Annotated in this window: 16 protein-coding genes, 1 pseudogene and 1 riboswitch; of the genes and pseudogenes, 10 read left to right on the forward strand and 7 right to left on the reverse strand. The window is 45.2% G+C overall.

The genetic code is table 11. The features are described from left to right. Positions 1-269: 269 nt before the first annotated feature. The 3 genes from FC61_RS07990 (at position 270) to FC61_RS07995 (ending at position 3,211) form a co-directional block, all read left to right on the forward strand. Positions 270-1,556 carry a dicarboxylate/amino acid:cation symporter gene (locus FC61_RS07990; protein ID WP_024525976.1) on the forward strand — a complete coding sequence of 429 codons (1,287 nt, stop codon included), beginning with the start codon at positions 270-272 and terminating at the stop codon, positions 1,554-1,556. Positions 1,557-1,859: 303 nt separating this feature from the next. Then, on the forward strand, positions 1,860-2,012 hold the full coding sequence (locus FC61_RS12410) for a hypothetical protein (protein ID WP_154654566.1): 153 nt from the start codon (positions 1,860-1,862) through the stop codon (positions 2,010-2,012). A 254-nt stretch (positions 2,013-2,266) separates the two neighbouring features. Continuing rightward, a riboswitch (M-box (ykoK) riboswitch) is annotated at positions 2,267-2,433 on the reverse strand. A 214-nt stretch (positions 2,434-2,647) separates the two neighbouring features. Then, the gene (locus FC61_RS07995; RefSeq protein ID WP_021741910.1) at positions 2,648-3,211 is read left to right on the forward strand and encodes a peroxiredoxin; all 564 of its coding nucleotides are present in this window, start codon (positions 2,648-2,650) and stop codon (positions 3,209-3,211) included. Between the two features lie 106 nt (positions 3,212-3,317). Here FC61_RS07995 and FC61_RS08000 read toward each other — a convergent pair whose 3' ends face one another. After that, positions 3,318-3,665 carry a hypothetical protein gene (locus FC61_RS08000; RefSeq protein WP_021741909.1) on the reverse strand — a complete coding sequence of 116 codons (348 nt, stop codon included), beginning with the start codon at positions 3,663-3,665 and terminating at the stop codon, positions 3,318-3,320. A 163-nt stretch (positions 3,666-3,828) separates the two neighbouring features. Here FC61_RS08000 and FC61_RS08005 point away from each other — a divergent pair, with 163 nt between their 5' ends. Next, positions 3,829-4,470 (forward strand): SDR family oxidoreductase, encoded by a 642-nt coding sequence (locus FC61_RS08005; protein WP_035464640.1) that lies wholly within the window; start codon positions 3,829-3,831, stop codon positions 4,468-4,470. A 49-nt stretch (positions 4,471-4,519) separates the two neighbouring features. Here the strand turns inward: FC61_RS08005 and FC61_RS08010 are convergent, their stop codons facing one another. After that, complete coding sequence (locus FC61_RS08010; RefSeq protein ID WP_021741907.1) at positions 4,520-5,095, reverse strand: TetR/AcrR family transcriptional regulator; 576 nt, start codon at positions 5,093-5,095, stop codon at positions 4,520-4,522. A 280-nt stretch (positions 5,096-5,375) separates the two neighbouring features. On the opposite strand from FC61_RS08010, the pseudogene FC61_RS08015 reads away from it, so the two are divergent. The 4 genes and pseudogenes from FC61_RS08015 to FC61_RS08030 all read left to right on the forward strand — a co-directional run bounded on the left by FC61_RS08015 (position 5,376) and on the right by FC61_RS08030 (position 7,519). Next, positions 5,376-6,187, forward strand: a pseudogene (locus FC61_RS08015) (amidohydrolase family protein). Positions 6,188-6,203: 16 nt separating this feature from the next. Then, positions 6,204-6,515 carry a DUF2316 family protein gene (locus FC61_RS08020; RefSeq protein WP_021741904.1) on the forward strand — a complete coding sequence of 104 codons (312 nt, stop codon included), beginning with the start codon at positions 6,204-6,206 and terminating at the stop codon, positions 6,513-6,515. Positions 6,516-6,529: 14 nt separating this feature from the next. Next, positions 6,530-7,123, forward strand: a complete 594-nt coding sequence (locus tag FC61_RS08025) for a hypothetical protein (protein ID WP_021741903.1) — start codon at positions 6,530-6,532, stop codon at positions 7,121-7,123. A 132-nt stretch (positions 7,124-7,255) separates the two neighbouring features. After that, entirely contained in the window at positions 7,256-7,519 is a 264-nt protein-coding gene (locus FC61_RS08030; protein WP_024525970.1) for a hypothetical protein, read from the forward strand. Positions 7,520-7,736: 217 nt separating this feature from the next. Here the strand turns inward: FC61_RS08030 and FC61_RS12535 are convergent, their stop codons facing one another. From FC61_RS12535 to FC61_RS08045, 3 genes are all read right to left on the reverse strand, one after another. Further along, positions 7,737-8,378 carry a hypothetical protein gene (locus FC61_RS12535; RefSeq protein WP_021741901.1) on the reverse strand — a complete coding sequence of 214 codons (642 nt, stop codon included), beginning with the start codon at positions 8,376-8,378 and terminating at the stop codon, positions 7,737-7,739. 160 nt (positions 8,379-8,538) lie between these two features. Beyond that, positions 8,539-9,981, reverse strand: a complete 1,443-nt coding sequence (gndA, locus tag FC61_RS08040) for an NADP-dependent phosphogluconate dehydrogenase (protein ID WP_024525968.1) — start codon at positions 9,979-9,981, stop codon at positions 8,539-8,541. 144 nt (positions 9,982-10,125) lie between these two features. Then, a complete protein-coding gene (locus tag FC61_RS08045) occupies positions 10,126-10,554 on the reverse strand; it encodes a MarR family winged helix-turn-helix transcriptional regulator (protein ID WP_035464637.1) in 429 nt (142 codons plus the stop codon). Positions 10,555-10,638: 84 nt separating this feature from the next. Here FC61_RS08045 and FC61_RS08050 point away from each other — a divergent pair, with 84 nt between their 5' ends. Next, the gene (locus FC61_RS08050) at positions 10,639-11,076 is read left to right on the forward strand and encodes a GNAT family N-acetyltransferase (protein WP_021741898.1); all 438 of its coding nucleotides are present in this window, start codon (positions 10,639-10,641) and stop codon (positions 11,074-11,076) included. A gap of 83 nt (positions 11,077-11,159) precedes the next feature. On the opposite strand, the gene FC61_RS08055 is transcribed toward FC61_RS08050, so the two are convergent. Together FC61_RS08055 and zwf are read right to left on the reverse strand one after the other, a co-directional pair. Continuing rightward, positions 11,160-12,893: a DUF5776 domain-containing protein gene (locus tag FC61_RS08055; protein WP_021741897.1), complete on the reverse strand. Its 1,734-nt coding sequence runs from the start codon at positions 12,891-12,893 to the stop codon at positions 11,160-11,162. A gap of 218 nt (positions 12,894-13,111) precedes the next feature. Next, the gene (zwf, locus tag FC61_RS08060) at positions 13,112-14,599 is read right to left on the reverse strand and encodes a glucose-6-phosphate dehydrogenase (RefSeq protein WP_024525964.1); all 1,488 of its coding nucleotides are present in this window, start codon (positions 14,597-14,599) and stop codon (positions 13,112-13,114) included. Between the two features lie 460 nt (positions 14,600-15,059). Between zwf and FC61_RS08065 the strand changes: the two genes are divergently transcribed. Then, the coding region (locus tag FC61_RS08065) for an AAC(3) family N-acetyltransferase (RefSeq protein WP_162251070.1) at positions 15,060-15,357 on the forward strand (298 nt) is incomplete at its 3' end.

Here is a 15,357-nt window from a genome sequence, read left to right on the forward strand (position 1 = left end):
CCGATAGTAGTTGGGGGATCGCCCCCTGCGAGGATAGGACGTTGCCACGCGAGTTGTGGAACCCAGTGATTGGGTTCCACTTTTTTTGTAAATAAAATTATTTAGGGGCACAATGAGTAATTGCAGTTGTTGGTTTACTACAGTTAAAAGAAATCAAAGCTGTTAATCTTACCGGGCCGTAGCTTCCCACTAGTGTGCCTGTGTGCTATGATGAATAGGTATGACAAAGCGGTTAAAAACTAGTTTAAGAGAGAATGGATGGAAGTCGTATGAAGAAATATCGTAGCTATCGATTAAGCCTCGGCTGGCAGATTTTAATTGGCCTGGCTTTAGGGATTGTTTTGGGGGCTATTTTTTATCAAAATAAGTTAGCCATTACGGCCATGCAGAATATCGGCAATATGTTCATTGGGTTAATTCAAATGATTGTTTTGCCGATTGTGGTTTCTTGTTTGACAGTTGGTATTGCAAACATGGGTGATATTAAACAGTTGGGGCGTGTCGGTGGTAAAACGATCATTTACTTTGAAATTATGACCACTATCGCGATTGCACTCGGGCTGTTAATCGGGAATATTTTCCACCCAGGTGACTTTATTAACATTCACCAACTACATAGCACGGATATTAGCCAGTATGTCTCCTCGGCGAAATCTGCTAGCAATACAGGGATCTGGTCCACACTGATGGGGATTATCCCGACTAATATTTTTAAATCGTTATCTGAAGGGGATATGATGCCGGTCATCTTCTTCTCCGTCTTCTTTGGTTTGGGAACGGCAGCTATCGGGAAGCAAGGACGGATCATTGTTGATTTTCTCGATGCCGTATCCCAAGTTATGTTTCGAGTCACCAATTGGGTCATGCACACCGCTCCCATCGGGGTTTGTGCTTTGATTGGGGTCACCATTGCGCAAATGGGCCTGTCAGCCTTGGCGCCACTCGGTTACTTTATTATCTTGGCCTATGGGACCATGCTGTTGTTCATCGTGGTTTTTATGGGATTGGCCGCGCGGATGTTTGGTTTCAAATTAAGCGACCTGCTCTATGTGATTAAAGATGAGGCAGTTTTGGCCTTTTCTACAGCCAGTTCTGAAGCAGCGCTTCCCCGATTAATCGACAAAATGGATAAATTTGGGGTTAGCCAGGGGATCGTCTCATTCGTTATTCCCACTGGATACACCTTTAACCTGGATGGATCGGCTATTTATCAATCATTAGCTGCGTTATTTTTGGCTCAGGCTTACCATATTCATTTGAGCCTGGGACAACAGATTACCTTACTAGTGGTACTGATGATCACGAGTAAGGGGATGGCTGGTGTCCCTGGTGCCTCATTTGTGGTGCTACTGGCTACTGTTTCAACAATTGGCGTACCAATGAGTGGGTTAACCTTTATCGCCGGTATTGACCGATTAGTTGATATGGGACGGACGGCTGTGAACGTGGTCGGGAACTCACTAGCCACGGTGATTATTGGAAAATCAGAACATGAATTTAGTGAAGATAAGAGTCAAAGTTACCTCCGCGAGTTACGAGCAGCGAAGGCCAAATAAAAAAAGAGAGATCATTCATCAACGAATGGTCTCTCTTTTTTTATTAAGCGTATGTTAGTTAATACCAGCTCATCAGTGCTCAGCGGCTAGTCTTGCGGGGTGATTCCCATCAGCCCATGGGAGCTAGTCACGTTACAGTGATAACCGTATTGGTTTGGTATTAGGGTTCGTATCGATTAGCTTTGATTAAAAGCCAACTCGTTGAAACGGCGTCAGTTACGTTATGTGTTCCTCCCTGTTGGGTTCCCCCAATAGTGAAGCGAACGTGAACGACTAGCACGTCAATGCATAGCGGTCGGTCAGTTGCCGAGAAAGACCAGTAACTCTAGCTTGCGTTATCCATCGAGTGGGGTGAATCCAGCTGGCGCACAAGCGAGTACGGGAAATCCAGATGCGCTGCGGTCGGTTGCAACGCCGACAGCATCTGAAGTAAAGTGGCCAGCCGATTCAGTTTAATCTTAGTTAATCGAACCACCGCATCAAGCTACGGTGTCCGGTTACGGGAAAGCTAGGGGTGTTCTCCTCAAAGCGTCAACCAAGAGGGATGAACAGACAATAACTTTCCCACCAGCGAGTTATAACACGCTCCAGGATCATCTATAAGTTGCGTTGTCATGTTCAATCACCTCCTAAATTGGTCAACAGTGACAACTGTGGATAAACAAAAAGCACTTAGCCACAACCAGCTAAGCGCACAAAAAATTGTAAACGTGTCTAGCTAGTCGTTGAGTTTTAGCACTATACGGCGTAGTTAATCACTTAACAGCTACGTTAGATCAGGCCTTCGATTGACCTGAACAGCTGACTCATTGGCGTTTCTCGACGTTTCTGAGCAGTAGCATTTTCCGTATAGGAGCCTCACCTAACAGCTTCTATTTATCCTATGTGTTAATACTAACTGATTTTCAAAAAGAGTGCAAGAGAAAAGTGTTGGTTACAGTAAATAATTATTATAATAAGTAAGGCGACTGGTCTAACACCTGATAGTAAAAGAATTGTTACCTCTAGTTTAGAATCATTATTGATTTATTTCAGAGAAACGATTACCCTAGGAGTGTGATCAATTTTACCAATTGAGGGGAGACGTTATCATGAATTACATTGGTTCGGCGTTACCTGATTTTCAGGTTAATGCGTTTCAAAATGGTGAGGTTAACACGTTGTCACAGTCAGATTTAATGGGGCATTGGTCGATTCTATTCTTCTACCCAGCTGACTTTTCCTTTGTTTGCCCGACTGAACTGGGTGACTTGGCCGAGCGTTACCAAGCTTTTCAACAGGTTGGTGCAGAAATCTACAGTATTTCTGAAGACACCGAGTTTGTACATCAAGCTTGGCATGAACAGAGCGCCGAAGTAGGTAAAGTGACCTACCCAATGATTGCCGATCCCGCGGGGCTCTTAGCGCGGCATTACGACGTCTTAGATGACCAGTCGGGTCAGGCATACCGGGGGGTCTTCATTCTTGATCCGCAGGGGACGGTCCGGTCGTATACGATTAATGATATGGGGATTGGTCGCAATGCTGGTGAAATTTTGCGGACGCTACAGGCGGCCCAATTTGTGGCTGAACATGGTGACCGGGTATGCCCAGCTAATTGGCACGCTGGTGAACAGACTTTGAAGCCCGGAACGGACTTAGTGGGTAAGATCTAACATTTCCCGGGTTAAGCAAAATATAATCTAAAAAATCGGTCACCTCAGTGGTTAATACTGAGGTGACCGATTTTTTTATGAAACGCTAGCCGTTGTTAAAGAAGGATTACTTACCCTCATCGATAGTGGCATATTGTTGTTGATACCAGCTATCCCAAGAGTTGTCCTTTAAGGAGCCATTGGCGTTGTATGGCAGATTAATCGTTTGAAGAATTGCCAAGAATAAATCCCGTTTATTGATTAACACATCCGCCGCTAGTTGTTGAGGTTGGAAATACTGGTTGGCGTATAGATACATGTTAATGTCGTTCATGGCGTAGTCTACCTTGTACTGGGCGATGATTTCCAAATCATTTGTCCGGTAGTGACGTAAATAAAAGTGGGCAAAGTCAGTTAATGCGGTTTGTTGTGCGGCTTCGTCCAAGTCAGTAATGGTTAATTCTGGGTTTTGCAAAGTTGGAGACCTCCTCAAAAATCTGGGTCGTGACAAGTGTCGATCGGTGCCCTGATTTCATTATATGGCAGATAGATAGATGGGGTAAAGACCAGCGGCTCTTTTTTTTCACAAACTGGACCGTGTATAATGAAATTAAATGAAAAAAAGGGGTTGGATGGGTATGCAGGTATTGGTTGTGGGTGCGAACGGGCAGGTTGGTCGCTTACTGATGCAACAGCTATTAGCCGCGGGTGACTCTCCGGTGGCCGGGCTAAGGCCGACAGAAGATGGTGAAGAGTGGCTGGACCAAGGGCTAACTGTCCGCAAAATGGATCTATTAGCCAAGCCAGAGCAACTTGCTAGCGCCATTATGGGAATGGATGCGGTAATCTTTGCGGCAGGATCTGGTGGTCAAACTAAAGCTGATATGACATTATTAATTGATCTCGACGGTGCCGTTAAAACGATGCAAGCGGCTGAAATTGCCGGAGCCTCACGATTTTTGATGATTAGCATGTTATTTGCGGAGGATCGTAATCGCTGGGCCGATCCGTTAAAACCGCTGTATGTTGCGAAATTTTATGCTGATAACTGGCTGGTTCGGCAAACCCACCTTGATTATACAATTGTACAGCCAGGCGCGTTATCCTTTCACGCGGGCACCGGCTTAGTTAAGAGTGATCCGTTAGCAGTGGGAAGCGTTCCGCGAGCCGACTTGGCGGCCTTTCTAGTGGCAGCGCTCCACGCACCACAGACGATTGGGAAGACCATTCCGTTATTGAGTGGGGATCAACCCATTTCACAAGTGATTAACCAGATATAAAGATAGCCCTACTCGTCCATAAATGACGAGCGGGGCTATTTGGTCTAATTTAAGGGGTAATCCTAGCCGACTGTAAAACATTGGGAATTAGCCGATTAAATAGACGGGCAGTCTCAATCAGTGTTAATTGCGGCCGCATTTGACTTAGCTGCCAATTAAATTGATGTAAACAGTTCCCTAAGTAAGTAGCGGTAAATTGCGGTTGCTGGTCATCGACTTCTAAATCGGCTAAAACGCGTTGAACCAAACCAGATTCTAGTGAAATAACGCGGGGTTCAACGTGTAGCCAAGCTGCTAATTGGGGCAATTGGGGATGAGCAACCATAGTATGGACAATAGCATTTGTTAGATTACCGTAAGTAACAGTCGGCAATGCTGACAACTGATCACTTAATTCTCGCAGTGTAATGAGATAGGCGACGGTTACAATGTCACCAATATCTTGATGATGACGGTAAAAGGTGGCACGACTGACCCGAGCCTCACGACAGAGTTGGCTAACGGTGAGTGTTTGGGCTGGCTGGTGGGCCGTAAAGGCTGCGAGAAGTGCAGTCATCAATTTTACATGGGTTTGGTGGGTGCGGTGATCGATGTGGAGATCACTATTAATTGATAGTTTTGACATAGCCTAATGATACACCTAATGGGGAAGTGTCTCAAAACGGGTCTGTTTTATCAGATGAGATCGACTATAATAGCGGCACAATCATTAAAAAGGAGCTGTCGTCTTGAGATTAATTGCGACTGAAGAACACATTGAATCAGCGGTGGTCACCGCCCAAATTGCTGCGGCCACTGGGAAATCAGCTTTGCCACCATTAAGTGCAGGGTTATTAGGTTATATGCGGGATAATTTGCCGACACCAGCAGAGATGCAAGACACAACAACGGATCGTTTGGCCTATATGGATGCCCAAGGAATCGATCTGGCAGTGCTATCTTATGGAAACTCATCGCCCCAAAACTTAACGCCAGAAGTTGCTATCCGCTTATGTCAATTGGCCAATGACGCGTTAGCCAAGCAGGTGGCAAGCCAGCCGACGCGGTATGCCGGCTTAGCGGTTTTGTTAGTTGGTGATCCGCAAGCCGCAGCGATGGAGTTGAGTCGTGCAGTAAATGAACTGGGACTTCGTGGTGTATTGCTCAAAGGAAATTACCAAGGAAAATTTTTTGACGATCCATTTTTGAGCAAGCCGCAACCTTAGATGTTCCGATATATTTCCACCCATCTTTTATTCCACAGTCGATCACGGATCACTATTTTGCCAGTGATAATTGGCCGGACGTGGTAACCGGAATTTTATCATCGGCAGGCTATGGTTGGCACATGGATGTGGGAATTCAAGTTATCCGGCTGATTGTCAGCGGGATCTTCGATCGGTTGCCGGAGCTTAAAATCATCTCGGGGCATTGGGGAGAGTTGGTGCCCCTTTTTCTCGAACGGTTGGATGATGAATTGGCCGCCTATACCGATTTGAAACACCCCTTCAGTGATTATTACCGGCACAACGTTTATGTCACGCCCAGTGGGATTTTAAGCGAACCACAATTACAGTTCATGTTAGCCGAAATGGGGGCTGACCACCTGATATTTTCTGTGGATTATCCCTATAAACAGCCACAAACAGCAGGCAGTTTTTTAACCCACGCAAAGTTAACCCCTATGCAACGCGAACAAATTGCCCACGGGACAGCAGAACAGTTATTCAAGCTATAAAAAGGAGACTGGTACGATGTCATTAAATGCACAACAATTAGTAGCAACACGGCAAGAATTACACGCTAACTTTATTTTAACCGGTCTAACGAAAGAACAGGTAGCGGCCGACTTACATATTAGTTTAACCAAATTGGATCATCTATTTACTCTGACGCAACAATCATTAAATGATCCGTGGATTCTACGTAACTATTTGTTGGAACGAGTGGTTGCCACAGGTCAAGACCCGGTTCCTTTTACGGCTTTGAGTGGTGACTGGCATCGCCACTGGTTCTTGGATAGTGAAGTCATTGATCGGCGAGAAATGTCAGCGGGCGACCGATAAGGAGGATATGTTATATGAGTAGAGGCGAAGATATTGCGGAAATTAGTGAATTAGTCGCACGTGAGCGGTTGTTTCGGGCACGGCACAACCCAGCAATTGCAGATTGTTATTATCCGGATGCGACAGTAGCGACTAGCTGGCAACAAGGGCCTTTATCAACATTTCTTAATGCGGAGTCGACTGAGGTTGATCCGCGGTTTGCCATTGTTGGCAATAATAGTGGCGCTGTGGTGCATCTAAATGGTCGCCGGGCCTACGTGGAATTACCCACCTGTACTCACATGCGAATGATGGTCAATGGCACGTTAGCTCAGATTGAGTCCTATCGGCGCTTATTGTATCGCGTAGAAAAACGAACGACCGATTGGAAGATTAGTCAGATGACATCCATTAATGAAAATGATGATTTACGTCCGGTTATTGCGGGGCAGGACTTGCATATTAACCCACAAGACTTGGTTGGGTTACGTCCGTCATACCAATTCTTGGCTTACGTGCGCCAAGCGGCTGGTGGGAAAATCAGTGCTAATTTATTGGGAACGGATCGTCCAGCTGATGTTGATCAATTATATGCAGAAGCTGAGAATTGGTTGCGCCAAACGAAGTAAGCAGCCATTGACCAGTAAGAAAGCGGCTTGACCAATTGTGAGCATAATGATCGCCAGGCGGCAACATTCTTGGTAAAATAAGGGTAGTAATTGAGAGTGACTGTCAGTATTTTTGCTAAGGAGGTTACGGTTATGACTGAAAATGTTGTATTAGCCCCACCGGAAGCCCTGGAATTAGCGAAACATCTGGATGAATGGGCAAAATGGCGGCAGACCCATGACCGGACCACTGCCGACATGGATTGGGACCAATTTATTGCGAAGAGTCGTGAGAAGGCACAGTGGCAGGCTGGCTTAGCTACCGAAATTGACCACTGGGAAAGCCTCCATGCGATTCAACTGGCTTTAACGGATAACTTAATGGGGACCGCTCATGGTGGTCACACGCGGCAATAGGTCGCTAATAAAAAGGTCGGCGCATGAGGCGCTGACCTTTTTTGATGTCGATAGTACAGTTCGAAAAATAAGGCCATTGACATAAATCGGCCCTTTAATGAGCACCAACTGATGAGCAAATACCAATATCAATGAGATGTAGTTGTTGAAGAACGGCGGGCTTTCGTAAAGTGTCCAGACTTAAAGCGAATAGTTTTTTCATGATTACGCCTGACCGTTAGCCACCAATCCACCATTTATCTTCCACGGGAAGATAAAGACAACCTACTTGATGAACGTCTACGGATAAAAAGGGATCTGTGGCTGATCCGACTAATTGGACTTCTGTGGTGTCGGGATGACTGAATTTATAGGTAGTGATCTGATGATACTGGTCACCAGATAATTGGGTTCTCATCGCCACAGCTGGGGAACGATATCCGGCGAGGTAGAGGCGAGCACTCGTTGAAGGGGTCAGCAGGCATAATAAGCTCAGGACAACAGTGCCACCCAATAGCCAGCCCAGTGATCGATCCTTTGCTGGGTGGCCGAGACATACACCTGCGAGTAACCAGAAGGTGATGATTGATAAAAGAGGGATAACGGGGGCCAGCTGGCCACGGAGAATACCAATAACTGGTAATAGTAAGAGGAGTAAGAGCCCACTAAGGCCTAATTCAGGGTCTTGCTTCCAATGGGCTAGACTCCAGACGATCCAAAGCAATAATCCAATACCACTGAGGAGTAAACCAATGGCTTCCCAAATTGCTGGGCTATCGTCGATCATAAAGACGTGATCTAACCGCCACAGCCATATGACCCAAATCCCATAAAATAAAATCGTTAATGTACTACGTAGCAAGAGTTGTTTCATTTGCATGAGCCTGCTTTCTGTTCGGAGACCGGATGAAGTCCATCGGCATATTATTTATTATAATAAACTATCAGTGACCTATACGACAACCCAAAAACGCCGCTAACCACATCAATAGTGATGGGTTAGCGGCGTTTCAATTACTTGATTGAATCAGTCATCAGTTTTATTGTTCTTCGTACCATGAATAGTGGAAGTTACCTTCCCGGTCGTTACGTTCGTAGGTGTGGGCTCCGAAGTAGTCCCGTTGTGCTTGCAGCAAGTTAGCTGGCAAGACTTCGGCACGGAAGCTGTCGTAGTAAGTGATAGCAGCTGATAAACTTGGAACAGGGATACCAGCTTGAACGGCCATCGCAACCACGTCACGAATGGATTGTTGATACTTGCCGGCGATATCCTTGAAGTAATCGTCGAATAACAAGTTGCTCAACTTAGGATCCTTGTCAAAGGCATCAGTGATGTTTTGCAGGAATTGGGCCCGGATAATGCATCCACCACGCCAGATTTGTGCTAATTCACCGAACTTCAAGTCCCAATCGTTGGCTTCAGAAGCAAAGCGCAATTGTTCGAAGCCTTGGGCATAACTCATCAACTTACCAAAGAAGAGGGCTTGACGAACTTCTTCGACAAACTTGTCCTTGTCAGCGATGTCAGCTTTACCTTGCTTTTCAGCAGCAGGTAAGACCTTCGAAGCCTTAACCCGTTCGTCCTTCAACATGGAAATGTAACGGGCATAAACGGATTCCGTGATAACAGATTGTGGGACTTGAACGTCCAACGCATCTTCGGAACTCCACTTACCAGTCCCCTTGTTGTTCCCACGGTCCTTGATGGCATCAACGATTGGCAAGTTTTTGTCGTCGCCCAAGTCATCTTTACGGGTTAAGATATCAGCTGTGATTTCGATCAAGTAGCTATCGAGTTCACCCTTGTTCCATTCCTTAAAGATGTCAGCCATGTCATCAACAGAAATGCCAGCAACATTACGCATAATATTGTAGCTTTCGTCGATCAGCTCTTCATCACCATATTCGATCCCGTTGTGGACCATCTTAACGTAGTGACCAGCGCCGTTAGGGCCGATGTAAGTCACACAAGGCTTGCCATCTTGAGGTGCCTTAGCAGCAATCTTTTCAAGAATTGGTGCAACTAAGTCATAGGCTTCTTTTTGGCCACCAGGCATTAAGGAAGGACCTTGCAAGGCACCCAGCTCACCACCGGAAACCCCCATCCCAATAAAGTTGATCCCGGACTTGTCGAGTTCAGCATTACGGGCCATGGTGTCATGGAAGTTGGTGTTCCCACCATCAATCAAGACATCACCTTTATCAAGCAATGGTAAGAGTTCATGAATAACGGCATCGGTTGGCTTACCAGCCTTAACCATCAATAGAATCCGCCGTGGCGTTTCCAATGATTTCACGAAATCTTCAACCGTGTAGCTAGGAACCAGCTTCTTTTCGCTGTGATCCTTCATAACTTGTTCAGTCTTGTTAGCGGAACGGTTGTAAATTCCGACCGTGTAACCGCGACTTTCAATGTTAAGGGCTAGGTTCTTGCCCATAACAGCCATACCAACAACACCAATATTTGCTTTTTGATCTGCCATTAGTAACCTTCCTTTTCGTTTCAAAATTAATAACGGACTTTCCAACAGATAGTGTAGCATTGAACAATTTGAAAGGAAACTTATTTGTCTTATTTTTTGAAAAAAAGTGAAAATTGGTCTAGCTGAAAGCGAATGGACTGAAAATTAGTGCTGATTTTGATAATCACGGACGTTGCGGGCAACCTTGGCTAACAATTCTTCCAAAAGGGCCGTCTCGCCAGTCGACAGGCCCTGGGTACCCACGGACAAGATTTGTTGTTCATAGTCTTCTAGCGCTGGATACATCGCTTGTCCTTTGGCGGTTGCGAGTAATGGCCGGCGTTTTTTGTCGTGGGCATCGGTACCGCGGGTGACATATTGAGTGGCGATGAGTTTACGGACGGCACGTAAACAAGTCGATGGGTCAACGTGCAGCTGGGTGGCCAGTTCAGCCTGCGTGATGCCAGGGGTCTCAACAATCCGCATCAGAAAAATAAATTGGTTGTTATTTAAATCATCGGCTTGAAACAGCTTATTCCCCATGGCGGCAGTCGCTCGGGCAATCAGGCCGATGCTACGAAAAGCATTGGGCATAATTTTCTCCTTTGGTAGTTGCATATGCAATTAAAAAGTGTAAGATAGATAACCATAGTATACCACAGAGGGAAGAGATTAATCATGGAATGGCAAGCTAAATCATTTGATGAGTTATCACGAGAAGAGTTCTTCGATATTGCATATGAACGTATTCGAACGTTTGTAATTGCACAACATCGACCATATCAGGAGATCGATGCAACTGATAAAGTGGCTCGGCACATTTTGGGATATCAAGCAGGACAACTAGTGGCCTATGCGCGCGTGTTTCGCGAAGCGGGCCACGTGACATTTGGCCGAGTATTGACGATACCGGAACAACGGGGAACTGGGCTCGGGCGTCAATTAATGGTCCAAATTGAAGCGGAAATCCGGCGTAACTTTGCCGGAGAAGCCATTAGTATTGAAGCGCAGATTGATAAGCAGCATTTCTATGAAAAGTTTGGCTACGCGGCAATCGGCGCGGTATTTGATTTTAATGGTACGCCCCATATTCGGATGGACAAGGCCGGCCTTTAATCGTATAAATAGGCAGTTGTGGCGGCATGCCAATTAACATGCTGCTACAACTGCCTATTTATAGAGTAATGAAAAAGTAGCGATTATTTTTTAGCAACTAAGATCTTATTGGCAGTAACATACGTACCATTACTGAGGACGAGGCGGGTTGTTAAATGATAGGATTTAATCGCTTTAACGGTGATAGTCGTGCCTACCCGATAATGCCGCTTCTTTTGGGTTAGATTGATTTGACGGTAAGCATTAACCCCATGAGGACTGATTACCTTAATCCGTTTAGGCGCGGCCTGGTAGTAAGTGGGCATTACAAATTTAGAATTAGCGGTAATGTAACCACGTTGGCCATCGGTTGCCGAGTGGTGGTTAACACCGCGAATCTGGTAACGAAGAGTCCCTGCTTTGGTTCGAGCATAACCGGTAACGACAAATTGAGGCCGCTTAGTTTGGGGCTGCCGTTGATACCAGTGTCGCCGATTCTGTTTGGTGAATTGAACGTCGCGGTACACCCCGATTTTGCGAATGGCGGTAACCGCAGCGCCTTTAGGGACAATACTTTTATCAGGGCGGGTTGAACTAGCACTGGTAACGACGGAATTGTGCGTATCAGAGCTAGCAGTGGAATCAGTGGAAGTTGAACTGCTGGTCTGCGAGCTACTAGCAGTGGAATCAGTGGACGTGGAACTGCTAGACTGTGAGCTATCAGATGAGGGACTACTGGTATCAGAGCTACTTGAAGTACTGGTTGGCGTGTACTTGAAGGTTAGTGTATCAGCAGTTGGGTTAACACTTTGATATGTATAGCCATCGATGGTGGGTTGCCAAGTCTGCAGTTCTTTAATGAGATTATTTAGGTCATCACCAGTTACCAAGCCAGTATCTAACATGCTATCAGTTTTGATGGATTGACCATCACTAGTTTCATACTTGAAAGTGATAGGACTGGTAAGGGCGGTTGTGTTGTCACCTTTAATGAATGCATCAGGACTAATTTGATAAAAAACATTGTCGGCATTAGTCAGTTTCTGATGAAATAGATATAATCCAGTTGCGGAGTAATAAGAGCTTCCGGCAACTGTTGTTTTACCAGTGGTTAGATTGTTACCGCCGTTATCATATAATGAATAGTCATTAGGACTAGTTAGCCGGATTTTCTCGTTAGTTAATGTAGATAATGACGGAAGTGAGCTGGCTGGTATCGAAGTATGGGACTCATCTGTTGACGAACTACCGGCCTTGTCATAAGAGAAGTTAAATTGGGTGTTATAAGGATCAGTAGTGTTGTCCACCGTGGTTTTGTTGAAAACAAAGCCATCAATAACAGCAGCGTACTGATCTTTGAGATCACTGGCAATGGCATCAAAGTCATTGCCTTGAGTCATACGAAAGGATACCGGGTTCGCAATCAACCCGCCGCTCGTATTAAAAAAGTTAAGTGTCAAAGTGTGCTTGAGATTAACGGTGGTGGCGTCATATTTAATAAATCGATCTGGATTTTCTTGCACCCGATAGTAAGTAGTTCCAGCAAGCGGGTCGACTAATATTTTTGTGGTCGTTAGTTGCTGTTTTCCGGGTAGTGTGTCAGTTGTTTCCTGACCCTCATTGTTGTAGAGCGGATACGTGTCGGCAGTGAGCGTAAGCGGCTGATTGACAGGAGAGGTGAATAACTGAGCGGTCGCTGTGCTCGTTGTTGTTTTCTCAGCCAGGGAAACAGATGTTGCAGTAGCGTGGGCGGTAACTGGCTGCACATTGGCAAGGGTTAATGTTAATAGTGATGTGGAAAGTAATAAAATGGGGACGTTTAAGGGACTAAATGTCATGTTTAATAACCTCCTTTATGTCACGATGTTTATTTAAAACATAACGAATAATTCAAATGTGTCATGGCGTTTCACTTGAAGTATAACGAATAATTTCCAAAAACAAAAGGTTATGGGACTAACTTATTTACGATTGAAAACGTCTGAATGCGTGTGCCGACACGAAAAGGGGCCATCACCGATTGAACGTCGATGATGACCCTTTTGAAACACAATCTTTAGTTATTTAAACGGTAAATCCATTCGCGGTGGTCGCGTTGAATAAGTTCTTCAGCAGCGGCAGGGCCCATGGAATGTGGTGTGTAGTTCGGGAAGTTTGGTTCTTGTAAGTCCCAAACCCGACGAATTTGGTCAACGAATTTCCAAGCGTAGGAAACTTCTGGCCAACTTGAGAAGTTGGTCCCATCACCCTTCAAGACGTCATGAATGAGACGTTCATAAGGTTCTGGCGTGTCCTTAGACTTTTCGGCGCCCACAATGTAGTCCAACTTGATTGGTTCAGTTTGGAAACCAGTATCGTTGGTCTTGGCATTTAATTGTAATGAGAAACCAGCGTGTGGTTCAACGAAGATCGTCAAAACGTTAGCTGCCAAGGGGGTGTTTTGAGATTGTGGAAAGGCGAAGATATCTACTAATGGCCGCTTGAAGACAACATCCACTCGAGTGAACTTGTCAGCCAACATCTTACCCGTCCGCACATAGAATGGTGTCCCTGACCAACGGTAGTTATCAAATAATAACTTCCCGGCAACGAATGTTTCTGTGGTGGAATCAACAGGAACGTTGTCCTCATGTCGGTAATCAGGTTGGTCGTTAACGGACCCATATTGACCACGAACGAAGTTGGTTGCGGCGTCCGCTACGTTGTAAACCCGTAAACTCCGTAGAGCCTTAACCTTTTCAGCCCGAATATCTGTATCCGTAAAGGCGACGGGTTGTTCCATAGCTAACAGGGAAACAATTTGCATGATATGGTTTTGGACCATATCACGTAAAGCCCCACTGTTGTCGTAGTAAGAAGCCCGTTCTTCAACACCCAACTTTTCAGAAAGGGTAACTTGAATGTTATCAATGTACCGGTTGTTCCAGAGGGATTCAACCAGTGTGTTACCAAAACGCAAGGCTTCGATATTTTGAATCATTTCCTTACCTAAATAGTGGTCAATCCGGAAGATTTGTTCTTCTTCGAAGGACTTGCTTAAGGCGTCGTTTAGTTGTTTAGCAGAATCGAAGTCACGACCGAATGGCTTTTCGATAACTAACCGGTTGAAGGCGTCTTTGTCTGTTGACATTAAGCCTTGGGTCTTCAAGTCTTGGGCGATGGTTCCAAAGAACTGTGGTGCCATGGATAGATAGAAGATCCGGTTACCTTGTAACTTGTACTTCTTATCCAATTTTTCGGCGAGTTCCTTCAAGACAGAGTAGTGCGCCGTGTCGGTAACATCGTGTGATTGATAGTAGAAGTGAGAGATAAAGTCACTGGCTTCTTTAGAATCGGCACGGTTACCACTGTCAGCTAAGGATTTCTTAACTGCAGCTCGGAATTTGTCATCGTCGATGCTTTGACGAGAGGTTCCGATAACGGCAAAATGCGTCCGTAAGTTACCTTTGCGATAAAGATTGAAAAGACTAGGGTAGAGTTTACGGTAAGCTAAGTCACCGGTACCCCCGAAGAACATGAATAAAGCTGTACGTTCAGTTGCCACGAGATCGTCACTCCTTAAGTGTGATTACGTTAAAAGATTTCTACCAAAATTTAAAACCTGTTATATGATGTTGTCACTACCGGGAGCAAATCCGGGAGTGGCGCAGCGAGTTGTCTAATTGATGTCTAGACCACTTCACAAAGTATTATACGCTACTTCTTTATGAAACGCGATCTTTTTAAAGCAAGAATTTTAAATTTGGACAACCGGTTGCAATACTTATAAAACAACGTTTACATCAAAATTCATTTTCATGAAAATGAAAAACTTTTTGTTGAAAACAAATGGAAGCGACTTTCTCACCAATTAGAATTGAAATCGCTACCACTTTAGTTTAACAGAATATGGGCATGAGGAATCATTTCACGCTTCTAATGATTAGATTTTAATGTAATTATGAAAATGGTATGCTAGATATAAGTGATGTTAACGATTGATTAACCTAAATGGGGCTGAAAAAATGACCAATTGGCAGGAACGAGAAATAACACGAGTAACGACGGCAATAGATTTATATGACTTATTTGACCGGTTGGGTCTGCGGGCCACGGATTCTTGCTTGGTGCACACCTCATTGAGTGCCTTTGGCTACATTCCTGGGGGGGAGCAGACGTTGGTGACGGCGCTCAAAACGACCTTGTCTCAAGGCAATATTGTGATGCCGGCCCAGTCGGCAGACTATACAGACCCACGCGAATGGCTGTATCCCCCCGTGCGGCAGGATTTGCAGGCTAAAGTTATGGCTGGAATGCCCGCCT

Source organism: Levilactobacillus brevis ATCC 14869 = DSM 20054 (assembly GCF_001433855.1).
Classification (GTDB): domain Bacteria; phylum Bacillota; class Bacilli; order Lactobacillales; family Lactobacillaceae; genus Levilactobacillus; species Levilactobacillus brevis.

Coding starts and splice junctions, on each gene's coding strand:
- FC61_RS08045 (WP_035464637.1), bottom strand. CDS start 10,554: ATGCCCAATGCTTTTCGTAGCATCGGCCTGATTGCCCGAGCGACTGCC.
- FC61_RS08050 (WP_021741898.1), top strand. CDS start 10,639: ATGGAATGGCAAGCTAAATCATTTGATGAGTTATCACGAGAAGAGTTC.
- FC61_RS08020 (WP_021741904.1), top strand. CDS start 6,204: ATGTCATTAAATGCACAACAATTAGTAGCAACACGGCAAGAATTACAC.
- FC61_RS12535 (WP_021741901.1), bottom strand. CDS start 8,378: ATGCAAATGAAACAACTCTTGCTACGTAGTACATTAACGATTTTATTT.
- FC61_RS08025 (WP_021741903.1), top strand. CDS start 6,530: ATGAGTAGAGGCGAAGATATTGCGGAAATTAGTGAATTAGTCGCACGT.
- FC61_RS08005 (WP_035464640.1), top strand. CDS start 3,829: ATGCAGGTATTGGTTGTGGGTGCGAACGGGCAGGTTGGTCGCTTACTG.
- FC61_RS08055 (WP_021741897.1), bottom strand. CDS start 12,893: ATGACATTTAGTCCCTTAAACGTCCCCATTTTATTACTTTCCACATCA.
- FC61_RS07990 (WP_024525976.1), top strand. CDS start 270: ATGAAGAAATATCGTAGCTATCGATTAAGCCTCGGCTGGCAGATTTTA.
- FC61_RS08030 (WP_024525970.1), top strand. CDS start 7,256: ATGACTGAAAATGTTGTATTAGCCCCACCGGAAGCCCTGGAATTAGCG.
- FC61_RS07995 (WP_021741910.1), top strand. CDS start 2,648: ATGAATTACATTGGTTCGGCGTTACCTGATTTTCAGGTTAATGCGTTT.
- FC61_RS08010 (WP_021741907.1), bottom strand. CDS start 5,095: ATGTCAAAACTATCAATTAATAGTGATCTCCACATCGATCACCGCACC.
- gndA (WP_024525968.1), bottom strand. CDS start 9,981: ATGGCAGATCAAAAAGCAAATATTGGTGTTGTTGGTATGGCTGTTATG.